At 24.9% G+C, this 13902-nt stretch carries 15 protein-coding genes and 4 pseudogenes; 13 read left to right on the forward strand and 6 right to left on the reverse strand.

Annotated elements, in window-relative coordinates:
* Window positions 1-369 precede the first annotated feature (369 nt).
* The 10 genes and pseudogenes from SKUN_RS10860 (at window position 370) to SKUN_RS06300 (ending at window position 6130) form a co-directional block, all read left to right on the forward strand.
* Window positions 370-603 (forward strand): hypothetical protein, encoded by a 234-nt coding sequence (locus SKUN_RS10860; protein WP_015988087.1) that lies wholly within the window; start codon window positions 370-372, stop codon window positions 601-603.
* Window positions 603-851: a hypothetical protein gene (locus SKUN_RS06265; RefSeq protein ID WP_015988085.1), complete on the forward strand. Its 249-nt coding sequence runs from the start codon at window positions 603-605 to the stop codon at window positions 849-851. Before SKUN_RS10860 ends, SKUN_RS06265 begins: the two co-directional genes overlap by 1 nt.
* A 351-nt stretch (window positions 852-1202) precedes the next feature.
* On the forward strand, window positions 1203-1502 hold the full coding sequence (locus tag SKUN_RS06270; RefSeq protein ID WP_015988084.1) for a hypothetical protein: 300 nt from the start codon (window positions 1203-1205) through the stop codon (window positions 1500-1502).
* Between the two features lie 29 nt (window positions 1503-1531).
* Complete coding sequence (locus SKUN_RS06275; RefSeq protein WP_083436119.1) at window positions 1532-1972, forward strand: DUF3627 domain-containing protein; 441 nt, start codon at window positions 1532-1534, stop codon at window positions 1970-1972.
* On the forward strand, window positions 1973-2122 hold the full coding sequence (locus SKUN_RS09480; protein ID WP_015988090.1) for a hypothetical protein: 150 nt from the start codon (window positions 1973-1975) through the stop codon (window positions 2120-2122).
* A 2-nt stretch (window positions 2123-2124) separates the two neighbouring features.
* Window positions 2125-2328, forward strand: coding sequence for a DUF2649 family protein (locus tag SKUN_RS06280; RefSeq protein ID WP_053391305.1), 204 nt, complete (start codon window positions 2125-2127; stop codon window positions 2326-2328).
* Window positions 2328-3339 (forward strand): annotated as a pseudogene (locus SKUN_RS11650) (hypothetical protein). The gene SKUN_RS06280 and the pseudogene SKUN_RS11650 overlap by 1 nt, the downstream one beginning before the upstream one ends.
* Window positions 3332-3709: a hypothetical protein gene (locus SKUN_RS06290; RefSeq protein ID WP_053391039.1), complete on the forward strand. Its 378-nt coding sequence runs from the start codon at window positions 3332-3334 to the stop codon at window positions 3707-3709. The pseudogene SKUN_RS11650 and the gene SKUN_RS06290 overlap by 8 nt, the downstream one beginning before the upstream one ends.
* Window positions 3709-3945 carry a hypothetical protein gene (locus SKUN_RS06295; RefSeq protein WP_053391306.1) on the forward strand — a complete coding sequence of 79 codons (237 nt, stop codon included), beginning with the start codon at window positions 3709-3711 and terminating at the stop codon, window positions 3943-3945. Before SKUN_RS06290 ends, SKUN_RS06295 begins: the two co-directional genes overlap by 1 nt.
* Window positions 3946-3956: 11 nt before the next feature.
* Window positions 3957-6130, forward strand: a pseudogene (locus SKUN_RS06300) (spiroplasma phage ORF1-like family protein).
* An 11-nt stretch (window positions 6131-6141) separates the two neighbouring features.
* Here the strand turns inward: SKUN_RS06300 and SKUN_RS06305 are convergent.
* Window positions 6142-6603: a lipoprotein gene (locus SKUN_RS06305; protein WP_053391307.1), complete on the reverse strand. Its 462-nt coding sequence runs from the start codon at window positions 6601-6603 to the stop codon at window positions 6142-6144.
* 117 nt (window positions 6604-6720) lie between these two features.
* Here SKUN_RS06305 and SKUN_RS09925 point away from each other — a divergent pair, with 117 nt between their 5' ends.
* Together SKUN_RS09925 and SKUN_RS09930 are read left to right on the forward strand one after the other, a co-directional pair.
* Complete coding sequence (locus SKUN_RS09925) at window positions 6721-7149, forward strand: hypothetical protein (protein ID WP_200902992.1); 429 nt, start codon at window positions 6721-6723, stop codon at window positions 7147-7149.
* 140 nt (window positions 7150-7289) lie between these two features.
* The gene (locus tag SKUN_RS09930; RefSeq protein ID WP_200902993.1) at window positions 7290-7808 is read left to right on the forward strand and encodes a DDE-type integrase/transposase/recombinase; all 519 of its coding nucleotides are present in this window, start codon (window positions 7290-7292) and stop codon (window positions 7806-7808) included.
* 617 nt (window positions 7809-8425) lie between these two features.
* On the opposite strand, the pseudogene SKUN_RS08915 reads toward SKUN_RS09930, so the two are convergent.
* Window positions 8426-8689: pseudogene (locus tag SKUN_RS08915) on the reverse strand (IS30 family transposase); the annotation flags it as partial.
* A 14-nt stretch (window positions 8690-8703) separates the two neighbouring features.
* On the opposite strand from SKUN_RS08915, the pseudogene SKUN_RS11910 reads away from it, so the two are divergent.
* A pseudogene (locus SKUN_RS11910) lies at window positions 8704-8916 on the forward strand (transposase); the annotation flags it as partial.
* A 699-nt stretch (window positions 8917-9615) separates the two neighbouring features.
* Here SKUN_RS11910 and SKUN_RS10870 read toward each other — a convergent pair.
* The 4 genes from SKUN_RS10870 to SKUN_RS06330 form a co-directional block, all read right to left on the reverse strand.
* Window positions 9616-9765, reverse strand: coding sequence for a hypothetical protein (locus tag SKUN_RS10870; RefSeq protein ID WP_235510995.1), 150 nt, complete (start codon window positions 9763-9765; stop codon window positions 9616-9618).
* A 125-nt stretch (window positions 9766-9890) separates the two neighbouring features.
* On the reverse strand, window positions 9891-10640 hold the full coding sequence (rnc, locus tag SKUN_RS06320; protein ID WP_053391309.1) for a ribonuclease III: 750 nt from the start codon (window positions 10638-10640) through the stop codon (window positions 9891-9893).
* 7 nt (window positions 10641-10647) lie between these two features.
* Window positions 10648-11652, reverse strand: a complete 1005-nt coding sequence (plsX, locus tag SKUN_RS06325; protein ID WP_053391310.1) for a phosphate acyltransferase PlsX — start codon at window positions 11650-11652, stop codon at window positions 10648-10650.
* A gap of 78 nt (window positions 11653-11730) precedes the next feature.
* Window positions 11731-13836: a polyribonucleotide nucleotidyltransferase gene (locus tag SKUN_RS06330; RefSeq protein WP_053391311.1), complete on the reverse strand. Its 2106-nt coding sequence runs from the start codon at window positions 13834-13836 to the stop codon at window positions 11731-11733.
* Between the last annotated feature and the right edge of the window lie 66 nt (window positions 13837-13902).

Consider the following 13902-nt stretch of genomic DNA (forward strand, 5'->3'; position numbering starts at 1 on the left):
ATCATTATTTTACAGTACCTATTGGTAAGTATGACATATGTATTAAATCTACCCTTTGCATTATTTTTTCCCAAACAGGTAATTTCTATTTTTATTGGAATTGTTAAATCAAAAGAAATAGTGTAGAAACCACACACATTTTGTATTTTTGGTTTTTACAGTTTTGGAAAGTAAATTTTTTTTAATATTTTTAATTAAGGAGTTGAAATTATGCAAACAAAGCAATATTTTATTTTGCAGTCGCTAGTGAAAAAGTATGGTAAAGATAATGTTATTAATAATGCTAATAAGATTGCAAAAGATATTGAAATTAAAAAGTAAAAGAATAAATTATTCCGCGTAATTTATTAGAGGATAATTTATTCAATAATGTTTTTTAATGGGGCGAAGCGACAACGAGCGGAGCGAGTTTGCAAATTTCAATTTTTTAATTTTTTAGAAGGGAGTTATATTGTGCCAACTTGATTAACAATAATATTTAGTATTATTATTTTATTGGGGATTTTTGCTTGAATTGGTTTATCAATTTTTCAAAAAATTAAACAAATTCGAGGAAAGAAAAAAGATAAAAAAATAATTGAAAGAAAGGAGGATAAAAAATAATGTTAGGTATGTATTTAACAACAGCAGTTAATTTTTTAGCAAATACACCTAAAACTATGACCGAGGGTATGACTGGTATTTGAACTGGTTTAACTAGTGCATTATGAAAAGTTAAAGAAGGTATAACAAATATTTTACCTGAGATAATGGTTTTTTTAGGCGATGCGTGAATTATTTTAATTCCGTTTGCAATTTTTTTGATTATTAAAGTATTAAGCTTTTTCCGTTTTATGGTTAAAGGATTTTAGTATTTATTATTTATCATATATTTTAACTGTGGCACACTAGTTTTTATATGTGATTTGATGTAAAAAATGAATTTATTAAATAGAAAAATGAACTTATTATATTTACTATTAAAGTTCTTAATAATTATTTTAAGTGTGCCAATTTTTATTATTTTATATATTTAACAATGTTTATTAACAGTGTTTATTAACAGTGTTTATTAACAGTGTTTATTAAACATTAAATAAACAATATATTAACATTTTTTATAACATTGTTAATAATCAGTGTTTATTACAATAAATAAACATTATACGAACATTATTTATAACATTGTTTATTAAACAAATATTTAGTTAGGAGATTATATTATGGATATGAAATTTAAAACAACTAAGGAATATAAAAAATTAAAGAGAGATTTTATTAAAAATATTTTTTGATTAAATTTGATTTGTTTTTTTGGACATATTATTAATTTATTTATTTTAAGTTTTTTTATTTATATTTCAATATTAAGTTATGATAAAGATTTTCCACACTTTGTACTTGCAATTATTATGTCTGTATTTGCTTTTATAATATTTATTTTTATTATTATTTATTATATAAAAATTATTCTTGAATGTAAGGTAGACTTTGATGTTGAAAAAGAAAAATGAAACAATTAATATTAGAAAAATTGAAGGAGTTGATAAAATTGAGTAATTTTGTTAAGAAAAATCAGAATATAGAAAATTATTTTATTAGTAAGGAATTTATCCCTTTTACAACAGATAAGGCAAGTTTTATTAATTTACCCAATCATAATCGCCATATTGGTTTTTGGTTGAGTAATAAGTTTATTTATCCGAGTGAAAAACATTCAGAGCAAGTAGCAATCGGTTTGATTTATGATAATTCTTATCCTATTATAAAGTATGATGAAAATTTAAAGCGAAATATTTGAAAATATTTAACTGGAACAGAATTAATCAATTTATATAATCAATATAAACAAAATTATTTTACTAAAATGAAAGAAGCGTTATTTTCAAGTGAACCTAAAAAAGTAAAAGCAAATAATAACAATAATAATTTAATAAATTGAACTGTTGAAAAAGAGCAACAATTAATTAAAGATTTGGAAGATTTAAATTAAATGAGTTTATATGATTATTGAGTTCAATTTGTTAGTTATATTATTGGTGCAAATGCCCCTGAGTTTTTATATGTTATATCGTTTGTGTTATTTATTGTTTTGTTTTTTGGAATTTTTTTTAAACTTATTCAAAAAATGTGGAGTTTTTAAAAATGCAAAATGATTGAATTAAATTAAAAGAGTTTTTTATTCATATATTTTTGTTTATAGATAAAACAAATGTTGAAACTATTACAATGTGGAATTTAACGCAAAATGAATATTTAACTTTAATGGTTGGTATTTGAATTGTTATTTTGTTCTTAACTTGGTTTTTCTTGTGAATGGTTTTTAAAATAGTTGGGTGTTTTAAATAATGAAAAATTTTGTATTTTTCTTTAAAAATTATTGTTATATTAGTGGTTCAATGTTTTTGTTTAGTTTAATTGATTTATTATTTTGGATAATTTCTTTGTATTGTGTTGGTTTAGTATTTTGATTGTTATTTGCTTTGCAGTGTGTTTATTTTGTGTGATGATTGTGAAAAAATATTTTTTATCAGTTAAATGCTTTTCGGTTAGTTCAATTTATTTGAGATAATCCGTTGTCGGTAATTATTGGTAAATTAGGAACTGGTAAAACATTACTTTTAACTTATTTATCGCAAACTATGAAATTATTGACAGATGAAATTTATATTAATTATCCGTTAGAAGATGATAAAGTAAAAGTTTTAACATTTAAGAATTTAGATTTTACTGACCGAACAAAACCAGTTCCACCCGATGATAGTGTTATTTTATTTGATGAAAGTTATTTGTATATTGATGGAACTAGTCCTCACGATGAGAAAAAAGTTCATAGTGGTAAAATACCGTGAATTGTTTTAGCGAGACATTTTGGTAATCGTGCGTTGTTTACTGCTCAGCGTGAGGGTATGATTTGAAATAATATTAACCAGTTAGCAAGTGGAATTATTATTCCAATTTCATTGAAAAAACCAGTTATTAAGAAGGGGGTTTAATTTTTTAACCGTTTCTTTATTATGCGAATTGGAATTTTTCAAGATATTACCGATTATGAAATTTGAAAAAAAATCAGTAGAACAAACAGCATAAGGTAAACGAGCAAAACATAAGTCGGATGTTGGATTAGGGATTCGGTTTTTTAAAATAATTATTCCGCTTGAATTTGCTAATAAGTTGATAGTCAATGGTTAAAATTTGTGCGTGATTTAAAAAAATGATGAAATTATTAATAAAAAAGAATATTATTGGTCGGAAATTACAAAATTAAGTGTTAAAGAACGATTTGAGTTATTTGATATTGATATTTTGAAAAAGAATTTAAAACCTAAAAAAGAGAAAGGAAATAGGAAAGATGATTAATTTATTAGTTGAAAATAATAATAGTAATTGAGACAAGATTTTTAGTTTTGTTTTTGATATATTTTTGTTTATTTTTGATGTAATTTGAAATACAAAGTTACCTATGACAAATACGTCGATTGCTTATTTTTTAATCTTTTTTATGGTTATTAAGTTATCAATTTACGCAATTCACGGCACATCAACACAGTATAATAATTTAGGTTCAACAGTTAATAATGGTGTTTCGCAAGTATATTCGTCAACTGTACGAAAAGGTATTAATGTTGGTAAAAATGTTTATCAGAATAGTAATAAGCAACAAGTTAAACGAGAAATTAAACGTCAAAATATTAGACAACAAGCAAAAATTAAAAGAGGTGTTAAATAATGATTAAATTAGTTTTATTGGTGGCGGCAATCGCTATATTTGGAACTGGTTTTATTACTGTTATTATTAATCAATTTACATCAGCAAAAAATATTATTATGGATTTATATAATTCTGATACGTGGTTAATTTGATTATTTGGTAGAATGGCAGTTTTGTTTAGTAATCCGTTAATGTTAACAATATCGAGTTTATATATTGTTGGGTTTATTGTTTCAAAAACATTGTATAGTTAGGAGTTAAGTTTATGAAAAAATCGTTATCTTTATTTGCCATATTTATTTTAAGTTTTTTAGGTTTGGTTATTCCATTTATTACTTTAACGGCGTTTAGACCGTTAAATGAGAAGTATTATACGCTTAAACAAGAGGAATAGTACTGGTAAAGGTATTAATGAAACTGATTTTATTAATACAATGTTTTTACGCAGCAGTTTTTTTGAAAATTGGTCTGAAACAAATTATTTTATTAATCCAACTTTAAAAAAATCAAAAAAATTATTGTTTAATGATAAATGGTATTTGGATTTTTTACAAGATAGTTATTCAACGGGATTTGTTTATGATAAACCAAGTTCATCTTTTTTTAGTTTTTATCAAATGTGAGATAGTTGAAAAAAATACATATATGGTTGAAAAATTTTATGATGTTAAAAAGGAAAATTTTTTAAATGATTTAACTGATTTTATTTATGCTTTTGCCGTAAAATATAATATGTATGATGTGTCTAAAAAAATTGTGGATAATGTTGAGCGTTATAAAGAAAATCATTATCCAAGAGTTAAGTTAAAACAAGATAATTGAAAATTAATTAATTTTAATAATAGAAAAAATGAATTTTCAAAACCAAATAATAAATGATATTTTTATGTTCGTCAATTTGGTAGTGAATATAAATATGAAAAATTTTATTTTGATGATAATTTTATAAAAAATCAAAATACACACTGACAACATTTAAAAAATGGAACAGATTTTATATGAAAAAATAATTCTGTTTATTGTTTTAGCGGAAGCAATGAACCCCAAATACCAACTATCGACAAAACCACCGGTGAAATTACTGATTGAAATACTTATCAACAAAATTTTGTAAAAGAATTTATTAATTATTCTTTAACTGCTGTTTTGCAAGAAAATATTAGAGTTCAACAAGGTGGTAGTGCGGATTATGAAAATCCGAATACGGTTGGAACAAAGCGGATAATTTTTGATTTTGAAACGGTTGATGAATTGGATGTTAAAAGTATTAAAAAAGCAATTTATCGGATGATTTTGACTGTTGATGAAGCAAATTTAATTATTTCTGGTAGTTTAGAGTTAAATAATGTTAATAATGATGATTTAAGTTTTAATTTTAGTTTTATGCGAACGGGAACGGGTGAGGTTTTTAGTTTTAATGGTTCAATTTATTCATCTATAAATAATAAAGATTTAAGATATTTTCAACAGTTTAACGGTCGTTTTGATTTGTCTAATTTTTTGCAGTCTTTTTTTGCAAGTGCTTTGGTGCCAGTGTTTCAAAATCGTAGTTCATTTATAGAAAATGGATATATTGATAATTTACAGTATGATACTGTTTTAGTTAACTTTTTTGCTTTGAAATTACAAAATTTTAATAATATTTTATTGAGTGAGAATATCAATGATAAATTACAATTTGATAAATTATTAAATAGTATGTTTAAAATTTCACAGAAATTTTATACTAATTATTTACGAACGATTTTTGATTTAGAAAATAATACTTATGTACAAGGATATAATAAAAAATATGGTTTATTAGTAAATAATGGTTTTAAAATTTATCCACGATATTTTTATTTTTCAGATAAATATAAACAATTAGATATTAAATTATATTCAGCATTTAAAAATCGTTTTTATACGATTAATAATTATGGTAATGTTTTTAATTATGATTTTTCGGTTGCTAATAATTATGATATTAAATTAAATTCAGGTTATGTTTTTGGTGGTGATTTACAATCAAAATATGGTTTACAATACAAGAAAATTGAAGAACAAAAAATCGGTTACAATGTTTTTGAATTGCAAGCTCAAAAAGAGAATGATATGTACCGATATTATGATTTTAATTTTGGGATTTATAATTGACAAGAGATAAATAGTGGTGGTTTATTTCCTGATAAGCAATGATGACAAGTACAATATGTAACGCCTGAGGGTTGATGAGATTTTGGTGCTCATATTAAAAATGTCGTAATTTTAATTGTTAATACTATTCCGGGAATTAAACAAGTTAACGAGTTAGCGAGTGGTGTTGGCAAGGTTTTTGAGACAGTATATAGTTTTTTTAGTCAAATATTTGAGGTATGAAAATTTAATCCAGCATTGTATAGCACAATAACAAATATCTTTTTATTAATTATCTTTATGAAATTTGTGCGATTAATATAAAAAAGGAACTGTTATTTAGTTCCTTTTTGTTCTTTTCAATCTGTAATTTCACCGGTGTTTTTGTCGATAGTTGGTATTTGGGGTTCATTGCTTCCGCTAAAACAATAAACAGAATTATTTTTTCATATAAAATCTGTTCCATTTTTTAAATGTTGTCAGTGTGTATTTTGATTTTTTATAAAATTATCATCAAAATAAAATTTTTCATATTTATATTCACTACCAAATTGACGAACATAAAAATATCATTTATTATTTGGTTTTAAAAATTCATTTTCTCTATCATTTTTATCAATTAATTTTCAATTACTATTTTCCGGTGGTTGTTGTGTGTTATATGATGGTTTTGGTGATGGTTTTGGTTTATTATTTCCCTCGTTTTCATTATTATTTTCTTTATTACAACTGATTAATGTTGTTGTGCTTGTTGCTGTTAATACGATTGTTCCTAAAATACTTATTCATTTTTTCATATATATTGCTCTTTTTTATTGTTTTATATATAATTGATTTTATTATATATCAATTATATATTAATTATTTTGTATTAAATATTAATTTTATATATTTTTGATGGTAGGTGTAAATTAATGAAATATATTATTAATAATTTTAATTTGTTTGATTTACAAGCAAAATTAAAAAATTTTTTAAGTAAAAATTATAAAAATAAATATTATAAAAAAATAAAACAAAAAATATTTTCATATATTAATTTGTGTAATGATTATTATATTAATAATGATAAATTTTTGTTGAAAGATTTAATTAAAAAATATTTTAAAAATAAGTTTTCAACTTTTTATTATTGAGCGAATAGAATTTTAATTGCATATAAAAATAATGATTTTAATAAATTGTTATTAAAGTCAACAATTCCTAATAATATTAATTATCAATATAGTAAAGATGTTCGTCAAAATATTTGTAATTTATATTTTGAATATTGTAATAAATGTGCTGGTGGTGTTTTATCTTTGTTTTATAATTTAAAAAAGGAATTCATGGAGAAGAATTAAAAAATAAAGCACCAAAAAATTTAAAAACATTTTTTCGTTGACTTAAAAAAGATGAAAGATGATTAAAAATAAAAAATAAAATTAAAGAAATTAAAAAACAACATCCAAGATATGAAGTTAAAGAAATAGGTTTATTACAGATGGACGCTAAATATTTTGTACCAAGTAAATTTCCAGTTGATAAAAAGTATTATGTTTATGATTTTATTGATGAAAAAACAAGATTAGCATTAGGATATGTTTATGATAAATTAAGTATTGATAATGCTATTGATTCTGTTAAAAAAGCAATTAGTGATTTTAAAAATATATTTGGTGTTAAAATAACACGGATTAGAACTAATAACGGTTCTGAATTTATTAATAATTATCGGAATAATCAAAAAAATAATGTTAAAGAAACTAATTTTACTCAATTTTTAACAGATAAAAATATTTTTCATCAGACAACACCCGTTCGTTCTCCACAGTCAAACGGCAAGATTGAAAAATTTCATCAAAATTATACTAAATTATTTGTATTTGAAGAAAAAATATTAAATGTCGTTAGTTTACAGAATAAATTAAATGATTATTATTATTTTTATAATTTTGAAAGAGTTCATAAGTCTTTAAATTTTCAGACACCATTTAACTTTTTGAATAGTTTAATTAAATAATTTTAAATTATTAAGTTTTTGTATTTAAACTAATTTTTAGTTTGTTTAATTTTATATTTTTTATTTATTTATTTTATGATATTTTTATATTATAAATAAATATTTTTATTATTTTTGTTATTTTCTTGTAATCTTTAAAATGTATGTGGTATACTACAAATCAAAAGAAATAGTATCAATTTTATTATCTTTGATATAAAACTCTTTTGTGAAGATAGGAGTTACATCATAATCATTTTTTGTTAATTTAGTGCTTAGTTCTGCATGAAATGTTGCTAAAATTATATCACGAATTGACTATGATCATTCATAAAACTGAACATCTTTAATATTCTTAACATTAACTTTTTTAATTGGGTTAATTTTACTAATACCACTAATATCAATTGGAAATCGTAATTTTATTTCCTATTTTTTGGATTATGTATCGTGTATATTCAAGTTCCAAACTTGTACCTCTTGTTAATATATTAATAACATCATTTAAAATAAATGCAACTCTTTTTTGAAAAAAATAAATTAATTTATAAATATAGCTTAATTTAACCATATTTAAGCACACTAAAAAGGATTTATTAAGAATTTTAATAAATTTATTTAATATTCTGTAAAAATATTTATTTTGCACTTATTCAATTTAAACAGGGCCATATTTTTTCATTAATTACATCATTAACTACTCAATTTAATCGTTTCTGACTAACTTTATTAAAATCAGTTCCATTATGAAATCAATGTCTCAATTCACTATTCATATATTCAATTAAAGGTTTTTGACGAAGTTTACCAGCATCACAAAAATATATTTGTGTTTCAGCGAATATTTCTAATTCTCTTCATTTATAAAATTCTCTTCGTAGATCTGTTATTATTCCTTTTATATTTATCTTATAAAGTTTATTTTTGTGATGCTGGAACTCCGACACAAAAAGCAAAAGTTGAAAGAATAAATAGAAATATTATAGAATATTTACCTAAGGGAGCTGATTTTAATACTGTTACTCAAAAAGAAATTAATAAAGTTATGAAAATTATTAATGAAAAGCCTCGACCGAGTTTAGGTTGATTATCCTCCAGAGAGGTATTTTTACAAAATATTAATATTTAATTTTTTTAAATATGAATTATATATTTGTAGCAAACTTTTTTTGTCGTGATTAAATATTAACTTATATTTAAAAAAATATTTTTTTTTGAAAAAATATTGCATTTTAAAATAAAAAGTATATTATCAAATTAACAAGGTTGGAATTACCTACTTGCATCTTTACAATACAATAAAATTTTTCTGCTTTAAAAATATCGTAAAGTCGTATTATTTCACTCATTATAGCACGATCAGCAACTGAACCAATAATAACAGAATTTAAAAGACGAGTTTGTAAGTCATAAATTCGTTTCTGATTTGTACTAAAACCTTATAATCATTAGTAAAAATTAATGTATCTTTGACTAATCTAGGATTATCTGGTGAACTTACGAATGGAATTAAGTTTTCTGGATTTTGTAAATAACTAACCAATTCATCATAATCATCATTACTAAAAAAATAAACACTATCAGAAACAATATTAGTATTAAAGTTTAATATTACTTAACCGTTTTCCTTTAACTGTTCCATAAAATATGAATTTGAACTATTTGAAACAAGCCATTTTCCTGACTGGTTACTTTCTTAATCCAATACAATTTAATAAGTATTTTTGCCATTTGGTTTTAACTGAAAATAAGGACTTTCTACTTTATTATTGTCTAAATCTCTATCCTCATTAATATAATTAATATTGTTTAAACAATATGATAAATTTTAATGGTTTGAAACAATTTTTAAATTATAATTAAATTTAAATGAAATATTAGTATCATACAAGTCATTACCAATTAATGCTAATTGAACCGTATTTAAACTGCTTGACATAATCATTCCCCCAAACAAGGTAATAATAATTCCTAACATTAAAAATAAGCCTAAAACTTGTAAACTATTTCTAGTAAAACTTAATTAAAAATTCTTAAACAAATATATTATCATCATTACTTTTCATCTCCATATACTTAAATTAGTTTAGTCATATTACATTGTTATTTATTTTCGAAATCATATTTTGATTTTATTACTAATTTTTGTAGCGCATCACGAGCAGCTAATTGCTCAGCTTCTTTATGAGTATAACCGCATCCTTTACCATAACGAATTCCCTCAATTTCTGCAACCACAGTATATAAAACTCGATTTCCTTCTAATGGCGGTGATTCTTTAATTAATTTATATTCTAATGTTCGTGCATCACCAGCTTGTAAAAATTCTTGTAATTCCGTTTTGTAATCTCGAATTTGATCAAAAAAACCAGGATTAGAAACCATTTGAATAAGGGTGTCATTAATAAAATTACGAACAACTTCTTCACCCAAATCAAGATATAATGCAGCAATCATTGACTCATAAATATCAGCTAAAATACGATTTTTTTCATATCCTTTTGTTTTAATTTCTCCTTTTCCTAATAATAAGAAAGGTGCTCAATTTATTCGACGAACTAATTCTGCTAATGTTCCTTCCCGAACAATTTTACTACGTAAATTAGTAATTTCACCTTCATTTTTATCAGGGAAACTTAAAAATAAGTATAAGGAAATTTCTTTTGCTAAAATTGCATCACCCAATAATTCCATTCGTTGATAAGTATAACTTAAATTATTTTCATTTGCATAAGAATTATGAGTTAAGGCTTCTAAATAATATTGTGGTTCTTTAATAAAAACATGATAATGTTTAAAAAAAGCTTTTAACTCGAAAAAAAGTTGTTCTCGCTGTTTGTTTATAAACTGCATCGTATAATTAATTCCCCTTTAACAATTTAACTGTCATTTTTTGCACAAAATCATTTACAACTGCGGTACGAGTTAATTCTAAAGTACTAATTCATGATTTTTCATCACTACTACCATGCGTTTTAACAGCAATTGCTCTTAATCCTAAGACTAATGCTGCTGCATTATTTCGATAATCAAAGGTTTCACGAATTCCCCGAAAAGCTTTTCGTAACGAAAAAGCTTTTAATTTTCGATAAAAATTCTTTGTTAATTCATATTTAATAACACCCATTAAATTTTTTGCCATTCCTTCCAATGTTTTTAGAGCAATATTACCAGTAAAACCATCTGTTACAATAATATCAACAAAATCACTAGTAATATCACGTGGCTCAATATTTCCTTTAAAAAAAATATTTTTATTATTTTCTAATAATTTATAAGCTTCTTTATGATAATCTTTTCCTTTTGATGCTTCTTCACCAATATTTAAGATTGCCACACTTGGTTTTGGATTGTGCATAATTTCTTGCGCATAAACACTAGCCATAATTGCAAAATTAATAAGATCTTGGGCATCATTTTCTAAATTAGCACCAACATCTAGCATTAAAACAGACTTTCCCTTGTTAACTGTTGGAATAAAAGGCATAAAAGCTGGCCGTAAAACTCCGGAAATTTCTCCCACAATAAAATGACACGCTGCTAAAAAAGCTGCGGTTGAACCACCAGATACCAAAGCATCTACTTTTTGATCACGCAATAATTCAGTTCCACGAACCATTGAACTATTTGGTTTACGACGAACTTCCATCATACCTTCTGTCATTGCAATTACTTCTGTTGTAGCAAAAATTTCATATTTTGTATTATCTAACTTTGCTGCTGCGGTGGTAGCCTTCAGTTCCTTCTCAGCTCCAATTAAAATAAAAGTAACATCGTCATATTTCTTCATAAAAACTTTCAAAGCGTTGATAATTGGTTTAATGCCTAAATCAGTTCCCATCATATCAATTGCAATTTTACTCATAATTAAATCTCCTAACTCCTTATTTAATTATAACAAATATTTTAGTTATTTATTTAAGAACCAACATTAAAAATTAAGTTACTTTTTAGGTAATATTTCAATTAATTGTAACTTAATTTTCCCTTTCCCATCAATTTCTATTACTTTAACTTTAATAATATCGTTTAATTGAACAATATCTTCTGCTTTTTCAACATGTTGTTTAGATAATTTAGAAATATGAATTAAACCATCAAGATTTTCTTTTAAATTAACAAAAACACCAAATTTTTCAATTTTAACAACTGGTCCAATTATTTCTTCACCAACAATAACTGGCATTGCAATTGCTTTGATTAACTGATATGCTTTTTCAATCGCTGTGCTTTCTCTATGACAAATTGTCACTTGACCATCATACTCAATATTGATTTTAACATTATCTGATTTTTCAATAATAGCTGTAATCATTTTACCACTCGGACCAATAACTTCCCGAATCTTATTAACAGGAATCATAAATGTTTTCATTTTTGGTGCTGTTGGTGCTAAATGTGCTCGTGGTTCAGAAATAGTTGCTAAAACATTATCTAAAATTGTTAACCGTGCTTTTTTTGCCGCTTCTAAAGCTTCTTGGAGAATTTCCTTATTAATTCCTGCAATTTTAATGTCCATTTGTAAGGCACAAATTCCTTTTGTAGTTCCGGCTACTTTAAAGTCCATATCGCCAAGTTGATCTTCCATCCCTTGAATATCAGTTAAAATAGTATAATTATTTTTTTCTTTAATTAAACCCATTGCAATCCCAACTACTGGCGCTATAATTGGCACTCCAGCCGCCATTAGAGCTAATGTAGCAGCACAAATTGATGCTTGTGAAGTACTACCATTTGATTCTAAAACTTCGGAAACAATACGAATTGTATATGGAAACACTCTTTCGCTAGGAATAATTTGTAATAATGCTTTTTCTCCTAATAAGCCATGACCAATTTCTCGTCGTGAAGGAGCACCCATCCGCCCAGTTTCACCAACTGAAAATGGTGGAAAGTTATAATGATGCATAAAACGTTTACCTTCTTCATCGGTAATTCCATCAATAATTTGATTTTCACCTAATGCACCTAATGTTACAACTGATAAAACTTGTGTTTCGCCCCTAGTGAACAAAGCACTACCATGAACAACTGGTAATATATCAATTTCACTACTTAATGGGCGAATTTGATCTAATTTTCGGCCATCTAAGCGTGTTTTATCAATTAAAATTTGGCGACGCACTTCTTGACGAATAATATTATGTAAAGCTGCTTTTAATTCTAGGGTCAATTTTTTCTGTTCTTTTTCTGAAAGTAGAACTGGAATAGAATAATTATTAATTGCTTGTTCAACTAAATGTTCAATTGTTTCATAACGTTTTGTTTTTTCTTTAATTCGAGCAGCTGTAATTAACTCTTTTGCATAATTGTTATTAACATAAGTAATAATTTCAGAACGAATTTGAAACAATTCAAGTTCCATTTTTGGTACCCCAACTTTTGCAATAATTTCATGCTGAAAAGTAATTAATTGTCGAATAACATCATGTCCCGCTAAAATTGCTTGCAACATTAAACTTTCAGAAACTTCTTTTGCCCCCGCTTCAACCATATTAATTGCCTCTGCTGTTCCAGCAACAATTAATTCCATTTTGCCATTATTAATTTGTTCTAATGTTGGATTAATAATAATATTATTTTGATCAACAGTTACTAATGTTCCCGCTACTGGGACAGCAAATGGAATTTTAGAAATACTAAGTGCTAATGATGCCGCAAATAAACTAACCACCCGCACATCATGATCATTATCAACAGCAAGAACATTAATAACAATTTGAACTTCATTACGAAAATTTTCTGAAAATAATGGCCGTAAAGCACGGTCAATTACTCGTGCTGATAAAGTACCATATTCAGATGGCTTCCCTTCTCGTTTAAAAAATCCACCCGGAATTTTTCCGACTGAATATAATTTTTCTTGAAAAACAACTGTTAAAGGAAAAAAATCACCTTCACTAAGTTTGTTATTAACTGTTGCGGTTACTAAAACAACAGTATCACCATAACGCACTAAAATTGAACCACTTGCTTGTTTTGCTAATTGGCCATGCTCAACAATTAGTTCCTGATTATTTATTATTTTTTTAAATACTTGTTTTGCCATCAAAACTCTTAATTCCTTTCTGTGATACTTAATCTTCTTAATTTTATCACACATTATTTTATATTT

It is taken from the genome of Spiroplasma kunkelii CR2-3x (assembly GCF_001274875.1).
Classification (GTDB): Bacteria; Bacillota_I; Bacilli_A; order Mycoplasmatales; family Mycoplasmataceae; genus Spiroplasma; species Spiroplasma kunkelii.